Below are 13,718 nucleotides of genomic sequence, written 5' to 3' on the forward strand. Positions count from 1 at the left end.
CAAGCGAATCGAGAGGAAGCCACGATGGCAAAGGCAAAGTTTGAACGTAATAAACCGCACGTCAACATCGGCACGATCGGCCACGTTGACCACGGCAAGACGACGCTGACGGCGGCGATCACGAAGTACTTCGGTGACTTCCGTGCATACGACCAGATCGATGGTGCACCTGAAGAGAAAGCCCGCGGGATCACGATCTCGACGGCTCACGTCGAGTACGAGACGGAAACCCGTCACTACGCGCACGTCGACTGCCCCGGCCACGCTGACTATGTTAAGAACATGATCACCGGTGCTGCGCAGATGGACGGCGCGATCCTGGTTGTTAACGCTGCTGACGGCCCGATGCCGCAAACGCGTGAGCACATCCTGCTGGGCCGTCAGGTCGGCATCCCCTACATGGTTGTGTACCTGAACAAGGTTGACCAGGTAGATGATGAAGAGCTGCTGGAACTGGTTGAGATGGAAGTGCGTGAGCTTCTGTCCTCGTACGACTACCCGGGCGACGACATTCCGATCATCAAGGGTTCGGCTCTTGCTGCGATGGAAGGCCGTGATCCTGAAATCGGCGAGAACTCGATCCGCGCGCTGCTGGCAGCCGTTGACGAATACATCCCGACGCCGGCACGTGCTGTTGACCAGCCGTTCCTGATGCCGGTCGAGGACGTGTTCTCGATCTCGGGTCGTGGTACCGTTGCAACGGGCCGTATCGAGCGTGGCGTTGTGAAGGTCGGCGAAGAAGTCGAGATCGTTGGTATCCGCGACACGAAGAAAACCGTCTGCACGGGCGTAGAGATGTTCCGCAAGCTGCTCGATCAGGGCGAAGCTGGCGACAACGTCGGTCTGCTGCTGCGCGGTGTTGATCGTGAAGGCATCGAGCGCGGCCAGGTTCTGTGCAAACCCGCATCGGTCAAGCCGCACACGAAGTTCGAAGCAGAAGCCTACATCCTCACGAAAGAGGAAGGTGGCCGTCACACGCCGTTCTTCGCGAACTACCGTCCGCAATTCTACTTCCGTACGACTGACGTCACGGGCACGGTAGAGCTGCCGGAAGGCACTGAAATGGTCATGCCGGGCGACAACCTGAAGTTCAACGTCGAACTGATCGCCCCGATCGCCATGGAAGAAAAACTGCGCTTCGCCATCCGTGAAGGCGGCCGTACCGTCGGCGCAGGCGTCGTTTCCAAAATTATCGCTTAATTCACCGCACCGGAAGAGGGGTGGGGGCCATGATGGCCCCCGCTTTCCCGTCGGGCCCAAAGGGCATTTAAAATGCAAAATCAAACTATTCGTATCCGGCTGAAAGCCTTCGATTACCGCGTACTGGATGCCAGCACGCAGGAAATCGTTAGCACAGCCAAGCGGACGGGAGCACAAGTTCGTGGCCCGATCCCTTTGCCGAACCAAATCGAGAAATTCACGGTTCTCCGTGGTCCGCATATCGACAAGAAGTCGCGCGACCAGTGGGAAATCCGTACGCACAAGCGTCTTCTCGACATCATTGATCCGACTCCGCAAACGGTAGACGCGCTGATGAAGCTCGATCTTGCCGCTGGCGTTGACGTCGAAATCAAAGTGTAAGGGGCAGACCTATGCGCTCTGGAATTATTGCAAAGAAGCTGGGCATGACCCGGCTGTTCATGGAAGACGGCCGTCAGGTTCCTGTAACCGTTCTTCAACTCGACACGCTGCAGGTTGTTGCACAACGCACTTCCGACCGTGATGGCTATTCGGCTGTGCAGCTGGGTGCCGGTACGGCCAAAGTGAAGCGTACGACGGCTGCTCAACGTGGCCACTTTGCCAAGGCGAATGTAGAGCCGAAGCGTAAGATCGTGGAATTCCGGGTGAGCCCGGAGAACCTGATCGAAGTTGGCGAAGAAATCATTGCCGACCACTATTTTGCAGGTCAATTCGTTGACGTTGCGGGTGTGTCGATCGGTAAAGGTTTTGCCGGTGCGATGAAGCGTCACAACTTCGGCGGTTTGCGCGCGACACACGGTGTGTCGGTTTCGCACCGTTCGCACGGTTCGACAGGCCAGTGCCAGGATCCGGGCAAGGTTTTCAAGGGTAAGAAAATGGCCGGCCACCTTGGTGCCGTTCGTGTGACGACCCAGAACCTGCAAGTTGTCAAAACCGACAGCGAGCGCGGCCTGATCATGATCAAGGGCGCTGTCCCAGGATCCAAAGGTGGTTGGGTGACTGTCAAGGACGCGGTGAAGAAGCCTGCTCCTGAGAACGTCATTCTTCCTGCTGCCCTGCGTTCGGCTGCCTTGGCTGCACATCGTGCTGCTGAAGAAGCTGCTGCCGCTGCTGCAGAAGAAGAAGCACGCATTGCTGCCGCTGCCGCTGCTGAGCAAGCCGCTGCAGAAGAGGCCGCTCTGGCCACTGCCGAAGCCGAAATCAAGGCTGGCGATTCCGATGCCTCCGATGAAGGAGAAGCGAAATGAAACTCGACGTCATCAAGCTTGATGCCGGCAAGGCAGGCTCGATCGAGCTCGCGGACGATGTCTTCGGACTAGAGCCCCGTGCCGACATTCTGCACCGTGTTGTGCGCTGGCAGCGTGCGAAGGCCCAGGCCGGTACGCACTCCACGCTCGGCAAATCGGACGTGTCCTACTCGACCAAGAAAATCTATCGCCAAAAAGGCACCGGTGGCGCGCGTCACGGTTCCAAGAAAGCGCCGATCTTCCGTCACGGTGGTGTCTACAAAGGCCCGACCCCGCGTAGCCACGCCCATGACCTGCCGAAGAAATTCCGCGCCCTGGGTCTGAAGCACGCTTTGTCGTCCAAAGCTGCAACCGGCAACCTGATCGTTCTGGAAGACCTGAACATTTCCGAAGCGAAAACTTCGGTTCTTGCAAAGGCTGCGAAAGAACTCGGCTGGAAGCGCGTTCTGATCATCGACGGTGCCGATGTGAATGAAGATTTCGCCAAGGCCGCACGCAACCTGGAAGGCGTGGACATCCTGCCGACCATGGGTGCCAACGTCTATGACATTCTGAAGCGTGATACCCTGGTCATCACCAAAGCAGGTGTCGAAGCTCTGGAGGCTCGACTGAAATGAGCGTGAAGCCCGAACATTACGACATCATCAAGAAGCCGATCATCACCGAAAAGGCCACCATGGCCTCCGAGGCGAATGCAGTCGTGTTTCAGGTTGCCATGGATGCCAGCAAACCGCAGATCAAAGAAGCGGTTGAAGCAGTATTCGGCGTGAAGGTGAAAGCCGTCAACACGTCGATCCTGAAGGGCAAGACCAAGCGCTTCAAGGGTCGCCTTGGCGAGCGTAGCGACAAGAAGAAAGCGTATGTCACCCTCGAAGAGGGAAACACTATCGACGTCTCCACAGGCCTCTGATAGAACGCAACTCGAATCACGCGGCCCCGGTATTTACCGGGGCCGCAGATTTTTAAGACGGGGATCTTCGGAGCCCTTCACCGGACCCAATGCTACGGGTCCCAGCTGTACGGAAGACAGATAACATGGCACTAAAGTCGTATAAGCCGACGACGCCTGGCCAGCGCGGGCTGGTTCTGATCGACCGTTCGGAGCTGTGGAAAGGACGCCCGGTCAAAACTCTTACTGAGGGTTTGACCAAGACGGGTGGCCGGAACAACACCGGACGCGTTACGATGTGGCACAAGGGTGGTGGCGCGAAGCGTCTCTACCGTATCGTCGATTTCAAACGTCGCAAGTTCGATATCTCGGCTGTTGTCGAGCGTATCGAGTATGACCCCAACCGGACCGCGTTCATCGCGCTGGTGAAGTACGAGGACGGTGAGCTTGCCTACATCCTCGCGCCCCAGCGTCTGGCCGTAGGTGACAAGGTTGTTGCTGGTCTGAAAACCGACGTTAAGCCGGGTAACGCGATGCCGTTCTCGGGCATGCCGATCGGTACGATCGTGCACAACGTCGAAATGAAGCCGGGCAAGGGCGGTCAAATCGCTCGTGCTGCCGGTACCTATGCCCAGTTCGTCGGCCGTGACGGTGGCTATGCGCAGATCCGTTTGTCTTCGGGCGAACTGCGTATGGTTCGTCAGGAGTGCATGGCGACCATCGGTGCCGTTTCGAACGCTGACCACTCGAACCAGAACTTCGGTAAAGCCGGCCGTATGCGCCATAAAGGCGTTCGTCCGACGGTTCGCGGTGTTGCCATGAACCCGGTTGATCACCCGCACGGCGGTGGTGAAGGTCGGACTTCGGGCGGTCGTCACCCGGTTACTCCGTGGGGCAAGGGCACCAAGGGCAACCGTACCCGCACGAACAAGACGACGGACAAGTACATCGTCCGCTCGCGTCACTTGAAGAAAGGGCGTTAATCCATGTCCCGTTCCGTCTGGAAAGGCCCGTTCGTCGACGCCTTCGTGCTGAAGAAAGCCGAAAAGTCGCGTGAGTCGGGCAAAAACGAAGTGATCAAGATCTGGTCGCGTCGGTCCACCATTCTTCCGCAGTTCGTCGGTCTGACGTTCGGCGTTTACAATGGTAAGAAACACATCCCGGTCAACGTGACCGAGGAAATGATTGGTCAGAAGTTCGGTGAATATTCCCCGACACGCACCTATTACGGGCATGCGGCTGACAAGAAAGCCAAGAGGAAGTAAGCCATGAGCAAGGAAAAAAATCCGCGCCGCGTGGCCGAAAACGAGGCAATGGCGAAAGCCCGCATGTTGCGCACTTCGCCGCAAAAGCTGAACCTCGTGGCGGCCCTGATCCGTGGCAAGAAGGTTGATAAGGCTATGGCCGATCTGACCTTCTCCAAGAAGCGTATCAGCCAGGATGTGCTGAAGTGCCTGCAGTCCGCTGTGGCCAATGCCGAAAACAACCACGGTCTTGACGTGGATGAGTTGATTGTTGCCGAAGCTTACTGCGGTAAGAACATCACGCTGAAGCGTGGTCGTCCGCGTGCGCGTGGCCGTTTCGGCAAGATCATGAAGCCGTTCAGCGAACTGACCATCTTGGTGCGTCAGAAAGGGGAGACTGCATAATGGGTCAGAAGGTAAACCCAATCGGGATGCGTCTCCAAGTCAACCGGACTTGGGATAGCCGCTGGTACGCGGACTCGAAAGATTACGGCAATCTGCTTCTTGAGGATCTGAAGATCCGTGACTTTGTTCACAAGGAAGCAAAACAGGCCGGTATCTCGAAGGTCATCATCGAGCGTCCGCACAAGAAATGCCGCGTCACGATCCACGCTGCCCGCCCTGGTGTCATCATCGGGAAAAAAGGCGCGGACATCGAGACGCTGCGCAAGAAGCTGACCCAGTTCACAGCCTCGGAACTGCACCTCAACATCGTTGAAGTTCGCAAGCCCGAGCTGGACGCACAGCTGGTTGCTGAATCTATCGCGCAACAGATGGAGCGTCGTGTTTCGTTCCGTCGTGCGATGAAGCGTGGCGTTCAGAACGCGATGCGCATCGGCGCCCTGGGTATTCGTGTGAACGTTGGCGGCCGTCTGGGCGGTGCCGAGATCGCACGGACCGAATGGTACCGTGAAGGTCGGGTTCCGTTGCACACGCTGCGCGCGGATATCGATTATGCCACATATGAAGCCGTGACCCCTTACGGCATCATCGGTGTAAAGGTGTGGATCTTCAAAGGCGAGATCCTGGAGCATGACCCGCAGGCGCACGATCGCCGCCATGCGGAATCGCAGGAGGGTGCCGCACCGCGTCCCCGCCGCGAGCGCGCGTAAGGAGCAGAACAGATGCTGCAACCGAAACGGACTAAGTTCCGCAAACAGCACAAAGGCCGGATTCACGGGGAGGCCAAAGGCGGCTTCCTGCTGAACTTCGGGACCTTTGGTCTCAAAGCCACCGAGCCGGAGCGTGTGACTGCGCGCCAGATCGAAGCGGCCCGCCGCGCGATCACGCGTCACATGAAACGTCAGGGCCGTGTATGGATCCGGATTTTCCCGGATGTGCCGGTTACCTCGAAGCCTACCGAAGTGCGGATGGGTAAAGGTAAAGGCTCCGTCGATTTCTGGGCAGCCAAGGTTAAACCGGGCCGCATCATGTTTGAGATTGACGGCGTACCCGAATCTGTGGCAAGGGAAGCGCTCCGCTTGGGAGCGATGAAACTGCCGGTACAGACCCGGGTCATCCTCCGCGAAGACTGGTAAGAATTTGCCAAACCCCCGGAAATACTCCGGGGGTTTGGATTTTAAGGAACCCACCAGGTTATGGGTCACCCTAAAGGGGCCTTCTGGTGAGATGGAAAGGAAGGACGCATGTCCGCCACTGATTTTACGGCAAAAACGCCTGACCAGCTGCGCGAGCAGTTGATCGCGCTGAAGAAAGAAGCGTTCAATCTGCGCTTCCAGCAGGCGACAGGCCAACTCGAGAATACCGCACGTATGCGCACCGTCCGTCGTGACGTTGCACGTATCAAAACGGTTCTTAACCAGAAAGCCGCTTCCGCGGCGGCGAACTGAGGAGCCGATAGATGCCCAAACGTATCCTGCAAGGCACCGTCACGAGCGACAAGAACGAACAGACGATCACTGTTCTGGTTGAGCGCCGCTTCAAGCATCCGCTGCTGAAGAAAACGGTCCGTAGTTCGAAGAAGTACCGCGCACATGATGAACTGAACACCTACAAGGTAGGTGATAGCGTTCGTATCGAAGAGTGCGCGCCTTTGTCGAAAACCAAACGCTGGACGGTTGTGACCGAAACGGTCTGATTGTCCCGATAAACGAAACCCTGGGGCCGGTCCGCTGGTCCCCAAAGGTCGGGAGTACCTTTAATGATCCAGATGCAGACCAATCTGGATGTCGCTGACAACTCCGGCGCTCGCCGGGTGCAGTGCATCAAGGTCCTGGGTGGTTCGCACCGCCGGTACGCCTCCGTGGGTGACATCATCGTGGTGTCGGTCAAGGAAGCAATTCCGCGTGGTCGTGTGAAGAAAGGTGACGTGCGTAAGGCCGTTGTCGTTCGTACCGCCAAGGAAGTCCGTCGTGAGGATGGCACCGCCATCCGCTTTGACCGTAATGCCGCCGTTATCCTGAACAACCAGGGTGAGCCGGTCGGAACCCGTATTTTCGGGCCGGTCGTACGCGAGCTGCGGGCGAAGAACTTTATGAAGATCATCTCGCTGGCACCGGAGGTTCTCTGATGGCCGCTAAGCTCAAAAAAGGCGATGAAGTCATCGTTCTCACCGGCAAGGACAAGGGCAAGAAAGGGACGATCCAGTCTCTGTCGCCCAAGGACAACAAAGCCGTGGTCGAGGGCGTGAAGATGGCCATCCGTCACACGAAGGCGACTCAGGGCTCGCAAGGCGGCCGTATCTCGAAAGAGATGCCGATCGACCTGTCGAACCTCTCGCTGCTGGATAAGAACGGTAAAGCGACACGTGTCGGCTTCCGCATGGAAGACGGCAACAAGGTACGCTTCGCCAAGACGACAGGGGACGTGATCTGATGCTGGATACCGCGACATACACACCCCGCTACAAGACGCTGTACAAGGACACGATCCGCGGCGCCATGAAGTCGGACTTCGGCTACAAGAACGAGATGCAGATCCCGCGTCTGGACAAGATCGTCCTGAACATGGGTGTCGGCGAAGCTGTAAAAGACACCAAGAAGGTGAAAGCCGCTGCGGAAGAGCTGTCGCTCATCGCAGGTCAGAAGGCTGTCATCACGCATGCGAAAAAGTCGATTGCCGGCTTCCGCGTTCGTGAAGAAATGCCGCTTGGCTGCAAGGTTACTCTTCGTGGCGACCGGATGTACGAATTCCTGGATCGTCTGATCACGATCGCGCTGCCCCGCGTCCGCGACTTCCGCGGCGTGAAAGGCAACTCGTTCGACGGTCGTGGCAACTACGCCATGGGCCTGAAAGAACAGATCGTGTTCCCCGAGATCAACTTTGACAAAGTCGATGAGATCCTCGGCATGGACATCATCATCTGCACCACCGCGCACACCGACGCGGAAGCGAAGGCACTGTTGAAGCATTTCAACATGCCCTTCATCAGCTGAGCGGAGAGAGACCAAATGGCCAAGAAATCCATGGTTGAACGTGAGGTCAAGCGCGCGAAGCTGGTGAAACAGCATGCTGCAAAACGCGCCGCCCTCAAGGAAATCACCACCAACGCAGACCTGCCGATGGAAGAGCGCTTCAAGGCGCAGCTGAAATTGGCCGAGATGCCCCGTAACTCCTCGGCGACCCGGTTGCACAACCGTTGCCAGCTGACGGGCCGTCCACATGCTTACTACCGTAAGCTTAAACTTTCGCGGATCATGCTGCGTGAACTGGCCTCCTTCGGTCAGATCCCGGGCATGGTTAAGTCCAGCTGGTAAGGGAGGAGCACTTATGTTTGTAAACGATCCTCTCGGCGATATGCTGACACGTATCCGCAACGCACAGCTGCGTGGCAAGTCCACCGTGGCAACTCCGGCTTCGCGTCTGCGCGCCTGGGTTCTCGATGTGTTGCTGGCGGAAGGTTATATCCGTAGCTACGAGAAGAAAGAGACTGAGAACGGCCAGGGCGAATTGGTCATCAGCCTCAAATACTTCGAAGGCACCCCGGTTATCCGTGAACTGAGGCGTGTTTCGAAGCCGGGCCGCCGCGTCTATATGGCGTCGGACGATCTGCCTTCGGTTCGCAACGGTCTTGGTGTCTCGATCGTCTCCACGCCGAAAGGCGTTATGTCCGATGCAAGCGCACGGTCTGCCAATGTTGGCGGCGAAGTGCTCTGCACCGTGTTCTGAGGAGGGCAAGATGTCTCGTATTGGCAAAAAACCGATCGACCTGCCCAAAGGCGTTACAGCCTCCGTCAGCGGTCAAACGGTCGAAGTAAAGGGCCCGAAAGGGACCCGCAGCTTCACCGCTTCCGACGACGTGACGCTTACGCTGGACGAAGGTTCGGTCAAAGTTACTCCGCGTGGTACATCCAAGCGGGCGCGCGAGCAGTGGGGCATGACCCGCAGCCAGGTTGAAAATCTGGTGATCGGCGTGACCACAGGCTTCAAGAAAGAGCTCGAGATTCAAGGTGTGGGTTACCGCGCCGCGATGAACGGCAACGTCCTGAAACTGTCGCTCGGCTATTCGCACGAAGTGAACTTCGAAGTGCCGCAGGGCGTCACCGTTACGGCGCCCAAGCAAACTGAAATCGTTGTGGAAGGCATCGACCAACAGCACGTTGGTCAGGTCGCTGCGAACATCCGTGACTGGAAACGTCCCGAGCCCTACAAAGGCAAAGGTATCCGGTACAAAGGTGAGTTCGTGTTCCGCAAGGAAGGCAAGAAGAAGTAAGGGGCGCAAAAATGGCTTTGAAAAAACGAGAGCTGTTCCTGAAGCGTCGCTTGCGCGTGCGGAACAAACTGAAAGCAATGGCCAACGGACGTGCGCGTCTGTCGGTTCATCGCTCTGCGAAGAACATCAGCGTACAGCTGATCGACGACACCAATGGCGTTACGCTTGCTTCGGCCTCGACCCTCGAAAAGGATCTTGGTTTCGTTGGCAAGAACAACGTCGAAGCGTCGGCCGCCGTGGGCAAGGCTATTGCCGAGCGTGCGAAAAAGGCGGGGATCGAAGAATGCTACTTCGATCGTGGTGGGTTCCTCTTTCACGGTAAGATCAAGGCTTTGGCCGATGCTGCCCGTGAAAGCGGCCTGAAGTTCTAAGGAGGCGATTATGGCAGAACGTGATAACCGTGGGGGCCGTCGTGAACGCGATGAAAACCCGGAATTCGCCGATCGTCTCGTGGCGATCAACCGCGTGTCGAAAACCGTAAAAGGTGGTAAGCGCTTCGGCTTTGCTGCTTTGGTGGTTGTCGGCGACCAGCGCGGTCGTGTTGGCTTCGGCAAAGGCAAAGCGAAAGAAGTGCCTGAGGCGATCCGCAAGGCGACTGAGCAAGCCAAACGTCAGATGATCCGTGTCGCTCTGCGCGACGGCCGGACTCTGCACCATGATACCAATGGCCGCCACGGTGCGGGCAAGGTTGTGATGCGCGCAGCAGTTCCGGGTACTGGTATCATCGCGGGTGGTCCGATGCGCGCCGTGTTCGAAATGCTGGGCGTCCAGGACGTCGTTGCAAAATCGCTCGGTTCGCAGAACCCCTATAACATGATCCGTGCGACTCTGGACGGTCTGAAGCAGGAATCCTCTCCCCGTATGGTCGCGAATCGTCGCGGCAAGAAGGTTGCGGATATTCTGAAGAAGCCCGAAGCCGAAGTCGCGGAAGCGTAAGGAGATCGGGATATGGCAACTATCGTTGTGAAACAGGTGGCTTCGGCTGCCCGTCGCCCCGCGATCCAGACAGCAACGCTGAAGGGTCTTGGGCTGAACAAGATGAACCGTACACGCGAACTTGAGGATACTCCCTCGATCCGCGGCATGGTCAACAAGATCTCGCATCTTGTGAAAATCATCGAAGAAAAGAACTGATATGATGCCCCCGGTGACGGGGGCATTTTTCATTGCCGGATCGCGCATGGAAATTCTACGGCATTCAAAATGTCCATCCTGCTTGAAGCCGTCAGGTCAAGCCGCTATACGCGCACTTGGACCCTGCTTCGGGTTCGGAATCATTTACACGCCGTGTTTGCCCTGATCGTCGCTGGCGGGGCAGTTCCGGCTTAGGAGAGCGACATGAAACTTCACGAATTGCACGATAACGAAGGCGCGGCACGCAAGAAAAAGCGCGTTGCGCGTGGTCCGGGTTCGGGCAAAGGTAAAATGGCTGGCCGCGGTATCAAGGGTCAGAAATCGCGTTCGGGCGTTGCGCTGAACGGTTATGAAGGCGGCCAGATGCCCCTCTACCGTCGCCTGCCAAAGCGCGGTTTCTCGAAGCCGAACCGCAAGGAATATGCGGTAGTCAACCTCGGCCTCATCCAGAAATTTGTCGACGCCGGCAAGTTGGACGCTTCGGTTGCACTGGATGGCCCGGCCCTGGTTGCTGCTGGCCTGACCTCGCACCTGCGCGATGGCGTCCGCATCCTTGCAAAAGGTGAAATCACCGCCAAACTGAACCTGACGGTTGCTGGTGCTTCGAAAACGGCAATCGAAGCCGTTGAAAAAGCGGGCGGGTCGGTTACGCTGGTGACGCGGACTGTCGCAAGCGCCGAGTAAGGCTGGGCGGGCCTTGTGCCCGCTCCCTGATTTTTCGGTTTTTCCGCGCCGTCGAGCCCGAACCGGTTCGGCGGCGCTTCGATGAAAGAGAACGTGCATGGCATCTGCTGCAGAGCAAATGGCGTCGAACCTGAGCTGGGGGTCTTTGGGTAAGGCCACTGAGCTGCGTCGCCGTATTTTCTTCACCATCGGCCTGTTGATCGTCTACCGGATCGGAACCTACATTCCGGTGCCCGGGATTGACGGGACGGCATTGCGCCAGTTTATGGACGGTGCCGCTGCCGGGCTGGGGGGCATCCTTTCGATGTTCACGGGCGGTGCGCTTAGCCGGATGGGCATCTTCGCGCTCGGCATCATGCCATATATCTCCGCCTCGATCATCGTTCAGCTGCTGGCCTCCCTTGTGCCGCAGCTGGAGCAGTTGAAGAAAGAGGGTGAGCAGGGACGTAAGAAGATCAACCAGTACACGCGGTATTTCACCGTGGTTCTGGCGGCCTTCCAGGCTTATGGCATTGCGCGTAGCCTTGAAGCCGGTGATCTTGTCACGAACCCCGGCCTGTTTTTCCAGGCCGCCTGTGTCATCACGCTGGTCGGTGGGACGATGTTCCTGATGTGGCTAGGCGAACAGATTACGGCCCGCGGTGTCGGTAACGGCATCTCGCTGATCATCTTCGTCGGTATTCTTGCGGAATTGCCCCTGCACATCGGCCAGTTCCTGAGCCAGGGGCGTTCGGGTGCCGTCTCGCCCGCTGTCATCATCGGGGTGGCAGTCATGATCGTGGCGGTAATCGGTTTCGTGGTGTTCATGGAGCGGGCGCTGCGCAAGATCCATATCCAGTATCCGCGGCGCCAGGTCGGGATGAAGGTTTATGATGGCGGATCGAGCCATCTGCCCGTCAAGGTTAACCCGTCGGGGGTCATTCCTGCGATCTTCGCATCGTCGCTTCTGCTCTTGCCGACAACGATCGCGACATTCTCTGGTTCGCAAACCGGTCCGGTAATGTCGACGCTGCTGGCCTATTTCGGGCCGGGACAGCCGCTTTACCTGCTGTTCTTCACGGCGATGATCGTGTTCTTCGCCTATTTCTATACGTCGAACGTGGCCTTCAAGACGGATGACGTGGCTGACAACCTGAAGAACCAGAACGGGTTCATTCCGGGTGTCCGTCCGGGGAAACGCACCGAAGAGTATCTGACTTATGTCGTGAACCGTATCCTCGTAATCGGTTCCGCATATCTCGCCTTCGTCTGTCTGTTGCCCGAGATCATTCGTGGACAGTTGAGTGTTCCGTTCTATTTCGGCGGGACATCGGTTCTGATCATCGTTTCTGTAACGATGGATACGATCCAGCAGGTGCAATCGCATCTTCTTGCCCATCAGTACGAAGGGTTGATTGAAAAGTCGCAGCTGCGCGGTCGGAAACGGTCCGGTAAGCGTGCTCCGACACGGCGCTGAGGACATTATGACCAACGTAATTTTGCTCGGACCACCTGGGGCAGGTAAAGGCACGCAGGCGAAACGGCTTGAGGCCGAGCGCGGCATGACCCAGCTTTCAACAGGGGACATGCTTCGTGAGGCACGGAGCAGTGGCTCCGAGATGGGCAAGCTCGTCTCGGCCGTCATGGATGCAGGCGGCCTTGTGACCGATGAAATCGTCATCGGCCTCATCCGTGAAAAACTGGAGCAGGGCGGGGCAAAGGGTTACATCTTTGACGGCTTCCCGCGTACACTGGGTCAGGCGGATGCTCTGGGCGAATTGCTGTCGCAGTTGGGGCAGAAGCTGGACGCGGTCATCTCGATGCAAGTGGACGACGCTGCCTTGGTGCGCCGGATCACCGGCCGGTTTACCTGCGGAAACTGTGGCGCGGTCTATCACGACGAGACCAGTCCGACGAAGGTCCCCGGTGTCTGCGATACCTGCGGTTCGACCAATCTTACGCGCCGCTCTGACGACAACGAAGATGCGCTGCGCCATCGTCTGATGGAATACTACAAGAAGACGTCACCCCTCATCGGCTACTACTACGCCAAGGGCGACCTCGCGCACGTAGATGCGCTGGCATCGGTTGATGAGGTTGCCATCGGCATCTCTGCCATTCTGGACGGCGAACAGGCGACTTGACGCTGGCCTGAAAATCAAATACCTCACGGCGTCCCATGGAATCGCCGTGGGTGGTTTCGTCTATTCGAGACGAGGATCGTTCCGATACGTCGGGGCGGGTTTGTGAAAAAAGGTTCCGGCGCTACGGAACCGCAACCTTGGAAAAGGACAACGCGTGGCACGTATCGCTGGCGTAAACATTCCGACGGGAAAACGGGTTCCCATCGCTCTGACATATATCCACGGCATCGGCAGCCAGATTGCTGAAGAGATCTGTGAGTCGGTAAAAATCGACCGCACTCGCCGTGTGAACGAACTCTCGGATGCCGAAGTACTGGCGATCCGCGAATACATCGACGCGAACTGCACGGTCGAAGGCGACCTGCGTCGTGAAGTTTCGATGAACGTGAAGCGTCTGATGGACTTGGGTTGCTACCGTGGCCTGCGCCACCGTCGTAACCTGCCGGTTCGTGGTCAGCGCACGCACACCAATGCTCGTACCCGCAAAGGCCCTGCGAAGGCCATTGCCGGCAAGAAGAAATAAGG

General features: G+C 57.7%; 25 protein-coding genes. All 25 read left to right on the forward strand.

All coding sequences use genetic code 11. From position 1 onward, the window contains the following. Positions 1-24 precede the first annotated feature (24 nt). The 25 genes from tuf (at position 25) to rpsM (ending at position 13,716) form a co-directional block, all read left to right on the forward strand. Complete coding sequence (tuf, locus tag TR36_RS08680) at positions 25-1,200, forward strand: elongation factor Tu (RefSeq protein ID WP_062763036.1); 1,176 nt, start codon at positions 25-27, stop codon at positions 1,198-1,200. A gap of 72 nt (positions 1,201-1,272) precedes the next feature. Continuing rightward, a complete protein-coding gene (gene rpsJ / locus TR36_RS08685; RefSeq protein ID WP_045391753.1) occupies positions 1,273-1,581 on the forward strand; it encodes a 30S ribosomal protein S10 in 309 nt (102 codons plus the stop codon). Between the two features lie 11 nt (positions 1,582-1,592). Continuing rightward, positions 1,593-2,447 carry a 50S ribosomal protein L3 gene (gene rplC / locus TR36_RS08690; RefSeq protein ID WP_045391750.1) on the forward strand — a complete coding sequence of 285 codons (855 nt, stop codon included), beginning with the start codon at positions 1,593-1,595 and terminating at the stop codon, positions 2,445-2,447. After that, on the forward strand, positions 2,444-3,064 hold the full coding sequence (rplD, locus tag TR36_RS08695; RefSeq protein WP_045391747.1) for a 50S ribosomal protein L4: 621 nt from the start codon (positions 2,444-2,446) through the stop codon (positions 3,062-3,064). Before rplC ends, rplD begins: the two co-directional genes overlap by 4 nt. After that, a complete protein-coding gene (locus TR36_RS08700; RefSeq protein ID WP_045391744.1) occupies positions 3,061-3,357 on the forward strand; it encodes a 50S ribosomal protein L23 in 297 nt (98 codons plus the stop codon). The genes rplD and TR36_RS08700 overlap by 4 nt, the downstream gene beginning before the upstream one ends. 125 nt (positions 3,358-3,482) lie before the next feature. After that, complete coding sequence (gene rplB, locus TR36_RS08705; protein ID WP_045391741.1) at positions 3,483-4,319, forward strand: 50S ribosomal protein L2; 837 nt, start codon at positions 3,483-3,485, stop codon at positions 4,317-4,319. Between the two features lie 3 nt (positions 4,320-4,322). Then, positions 4,323-4,601 carry a 30S ribosomal protein S19 gene (gene rpsS / locus TR36_RS08710; protein ID WP_045391738.1) on the forward strand — a complete coding sequence of 93 codons (279 nt, stop codon included), beginning with the start codon at positions 4,323-4,325 and terminating at the stop codon, positions 4,599-4,601. Positions 4,602-4,604: 3 nt separating this feature from the next. After that, complete coding sequence (rplV, locus tag TR36_RS08715; RefSeq protein ID WP_062763040.1) at positions 4,605-4,985, forward strand: 50S ribosomal protein L22; 381 nt, start codon at positions 4,605-4,607, stop codon at positions 4,983-4,985. Beyond that, positions 4,985-5,692: a 30S ribosomal protein S3 gene (gene rpsC / locus TR36_RS08720; protein ID WP_045391732.1), complete on the forward strand. Its 708-nt coding sequence runs from the start codon at positions 4,985-4,987 to the stop codon at positions 5,690-5,692. Before rplV ends, rpsC begins: the two co-directional genes overlap by 1 nt. 12 nt (positions 5,693-5,704) lie before the next feature. Further along, positions 5,705-6,118, forward strand: coding sequence for a 50S ribosomal protein L16 (gene rplP, locus TR36_RS08725; protein WP_045391729.1), 414 nt, complete (start codon positions 5,705-5,707; stop codon positions 6,116-6,118). A gap of 108 nt (positions 6,119-6,226) precedes the next feature. Then, the gene (gene rpmC, locus TR36_RS08730; RefSeq protein WP_062763042.1) at positions 6,227-6,430 is read left to right on the forward strand and encodes a 50S ribosomal protein L29; all 204 of its coding nucleotides are present in this window, start codon (positions 6,227-6,229) and stop codon (positions 6,428-6,430) included. Between the two features lie 11 nt (positions 6,431-6,441). Then, positions 6,442-6,678, forward strand: a complete 237-nt coding sequence (gene rpsQ / locus TR36_RS08735; protein WP_045391723.1) for a 30S ribosomal protein S17 — start codon at positions 6,442-6,444, stop codon at positions 6,676-6,678. Between the two features lie 63 nt (positions 6,679-6,741). Next, on the forward strand, positions 6,742-7,110 hold the full coding sequence (gene rplN, locus TR36_RS08740) for a 50S ribosomal protein L14 (RefSeq protein WP_022705624.1): 369 nt from the start codon (positions 6,742-6,744) through the stop codon (positions 7,108-7,110). Next, positions 7,110-7,415 carry a 50S ribosomal protein L24 gene (gene rplX, locus TR36_RS08745; RefSeq protein ID WP_045391717.1) on the forward strand — a complete coding sequence of 102 codons (306 nt, stop codon included), beginning with the start codon at positions 7,110-7,112 and terminating at the stop codon, positions 7,413-7,415. Before rplN ends, rplX begins: the two co-directional genes overlap by 1 nt. Next, a complete protein-coding gene (gene rplE / locus TR36_RS08750; RefSeq protein ID WP_045391714.1) occupies positions 7,415-7,975 on the forward strand; it encodes a 50S ribosomal protein L5 in 561 nt (186 codons plus the stop codon). The genes rplX and rplE overlap by 1 nt, the downstream gene beginning before the upstream one ends. A gap of 15 nt (positions 7,976-7,990) precedes the next feature. Beyond that, positions 7,991-8,296, forward strand: coding sequence for a 30S ribosomal protein S14 (gene rpsN / locus TR36_RS08755; protein WP_045391711.1), 306 nt, complete (start codon positions 7,991-7,993; stop codon positions 8,294-8,296). Positions 8,297-8,309: 13 nt separating this feature from the next. Then, on the forward strand, positions 8,310-8,708 hold the full coding sequence (gene rpsH, locus TR36_RS08760) for a 30S ribosomal protein S8 (RefSeq protein ID WP_045391708.1): 399 nt from the start codon (positions 8,310-8,312) through the stop codon (positions 8,706-8,708). 10 nt (positions 8,709-8,718) lie between these two features. Continuing rightward, the gene (rplF, locus tag TR36_RS08765) at positions 8,719-9,252 is read left to right on the forward strand and encodes a 50S ribosomal protein L6 (protein WP_045391705.1); all 534 of its coding nucleotides are present in this window, start codon (positions 8,719-8,721) and stop codon (positions 9,250-9,252) included. An 11-nt stretch (positions 9,253-9,263) separates the two neighbouring features. Next, positions 9,264-9,623, forward strand: coding sequence for a 50S ribosomal protein L18 (gene rplR / locus TR36_RS08770; protein ID WP_045391702.1), 360 nt, complete (start codon positions 9,264-9,266; stop codon positions 9,621-9,623). A 10-nt stretch (positions 9,624-9,633) separates the two neighbouring features. Further along, positions 9,634-10,188, forward strand: a complete 555-nt coding sequence (gene rpsE, locus TR36_RS08775; RefSeq protein WP_045391699.1) for a 30S ribosomal protein S5 — start codon at positions 9,634-9,636, stop codon at positions 10,186-10,188. 12 nt (positions 10,189-10,200) lie between these two features. After that, a complete protein-coding gene (rpmD, locus tag TR36_RS08780; protein ID WP_045391696.1) occupies positions 10,201-10,386 on the forward strand; it encodes a 50S ribosomal protein L30 in 186 nt (61 codons plus the stop codon). Positions 10,387-10,590: 204 nt separating this feature from the next. Further along, entirely contained in the window at positions 10,591-11,070 is a 480-nt protein-coding gene (rplO, locus tag TR36_RS08785) for a 50S ribosomal protein L15 (protein ID WP_045391690.1), read from the forward strand. 97 nt (positions 11,071-11,167) lie between these two features. Then, positions 11,168-12,526 (forward strand): preprotein translocase subunit SecY, encoded by a 1,359-nt coding sequence (gene secY / locus TR36_RS08790; protein ID WP_045391687.1) that lies wholly within the window; start codon positions 11,168-11,170, stop codon positions 12,524-12,526. Positions 12,527-12,533: 7 nt separating this feature from the next. Beyond that, positions 12,534-13,193, forward strand: a complete 660-nt coding sequence (locus TR36_RS08795; protein WP_045391684.1) for an adenylate kinase — start codon at positions 12,534-12,536, stop codon at positions 13,191-13,193. A 154-nt stretch (positions 13,194-13,347) separates the two neighbouring features. Beyond that, positions 13,348-13,716 (forward strand): 30S ribosomal protein S13, encoded by a 369-nt coding sequence (gene rpsM, locus TR36_RS08800; RefSeq protein WP_045391681.1) that lies wholly within the window; start codon positions 13,348-13,350, stop codon positions 13,714-13,716. Positions 13,717-13,718 lie beyond the last annotated feature (2 nt).

The organism is Falsirhodobacter sp. alg1 (assembly GCF_000739715.2).
GTDB lineage: Bacteria > Pseudomonadota > Alphaproteobacteria > Rhodobacterales > Rhodobacteraceae > Falsirhodobacter.

Excerpts from the sequence above, each read along its gene's own strand:
- rpmC (WP_062763042.1), top strand. The coding sequence starts at position 6,227 with ATGTCCGCCACTGATTTTACGGCAAAAACGCCTGACCAGCTGCGCGAG.
- rplV (WP_062763040.1), top strand. The coding sequence starts at position 4,605 with ATGAGCAAGGAAAAAAATCCGCGCCGCGTGGCCGAAAACGAGGCAATG.
- TR36_RS08700 (WP_045391744.1), top strand. The coding sequence starts at position 3,061 with ATGAGCGTGAAGCCCGAACATTACGACATCATCAAGAAGCCGATCATC.
- rpsQ (WP_045391723.1), top strand. The coding sequence starts at position 6,442 with ATGCCCAAACGTATCCTGCAAGGCACCGTCACGAGCGACAAGAACGAA.
- rplN (WP_022705624.1), top strand. The coding sequence starts at position 6,742 with ATGATCCAGATGCAGACCAATCTGGATGTCGCTGACAACTCCGGCGCT.
- rpsS (WP_045391738.1), top strand. The coding sequence starts at position 4,323 with ATGTCCCGTTCCGTCTGGAAAGGCCCGTTCGTCGACGCCTTCGTGCTG.
- rplR (WP_045391702.1), top strand. The coding sequence starts at position 9,264 with ATGGCTTTGAAAAAACGAGAGCTGTTCCTGAAGCGTCGCTTGCGCGTG.
- secY (WP_045391687.1), top strand. The coding sequence starts at position 11,168 with ATGGCATCTGCTGCAGAGCAAATGGCGTCGAACCTGAGCTGGGGGTCT.
- rpsE (WP_045391699.1), top strand. The coding sequence starts at position 9,634 with ATGGCAGAACGTGATAACCGTGGGGGCCGTCGTGAACGCGATGAAAAC.
- tuf (WP_062763036.1), top strand. The coding sequence starts at position 25 with ATGGCAAAGGCAAAGTTTGAACGTAATAAACCGCACGTCAACATCGGC.
- rpsN (WP_045391711.1), top strand. The coding sequence starts at position 7,991 with ATGGCCAAGAAATCCATGGTTGAACGTGAGGTCAAGCGCGCGAAGCTG.
- rpsJ (WP_045391753.1), top strand. The coding sequence starts at position 1,273 with ATGCAAAATCAAACTATTCGTATCCGGCTGAAAGCCTTCGATTACCGC.
- rplX (WP_045391717.1), top strand. The coding sequence starts at position 7,110 with ATGGCCGCTAAGCTCAAAAAAGGCGATGAAGTCATCGTTCTCACCGGC.
- rpsC (WP_045391732.1), top strand. The coding sequence starts at position 4,985 with ATGGGTCAGAAGGTAAACCCAATCGGGATGCGTCTCCAAGTCAACCGG.
- rplP (WP_045391729.1), top strand. The coding sequence starts at position 5,705 with ATGCTGCAACCGAAACGGACTAAGTTCCGCAAACAGCACAAAGGCCGG.
- rplB (WP_045391741.1), top strand. The coding sequence starts at position 3,483 with ATGGCACTAAAGTCGTATAAGCCGACGACGCCTGGCCAGCGCGGGCTG.
- rplE (WP_045391714.1), top strand. The coding sequence starts at position 7,415 with ATGCTGGATACCGCGACATACACACCCCGCTACAAGACGCTGTACAAG.
- rplD (WP_045391747.1), top strand. The coding sequence starts at position 2,444 with ATGAAACTCGACGTCATCAAGCTTGATGCCGGCAAGGCAGGCTCGATC.
- TR36_RS08795 (WP_045391684.1), top strand. The coding sequence starts at position 12,534 with ATGACCAACGTAATTTTGCTCGGACCACCTGGGGCAGGTAAAGGCACG.
- rpsH (WP_045391708.1), top strand. The coding sequence starts at position 8,310 with ATGTTTGTAAACGATCCTCTCGGCGATATGCTGACACGTATCCGCAAC.
- rpmD (WP_045391696.1), top strand. The coding sequence starts at position 10,201 with ATGGCAACTATCGTTGTGAAACAGGTGGCTTCGGCTGCCCGTCGCCCC.
- rplF (WP_045391705.1), top strand. The coding sequence starts at position 8,719 with ATGTCTCGTATTGGCAAAAAACCGATCGACCTGCCCAAAGGCGTTACA.
- rplO (WP_045391690.1), top strand. The coding sequence starts at position 10,591 with ATGAAACTTCACGAATTGCACGATAACGAAGGCGCGGCACGCAAGAAA.
- rplC (WP_045391750.1), top strand. The coding sequence starts at position 1,593 with ATGCGCTCTGGAATTATTGCAAAGAAGCTGGGCATGACCCGGCTGTTC.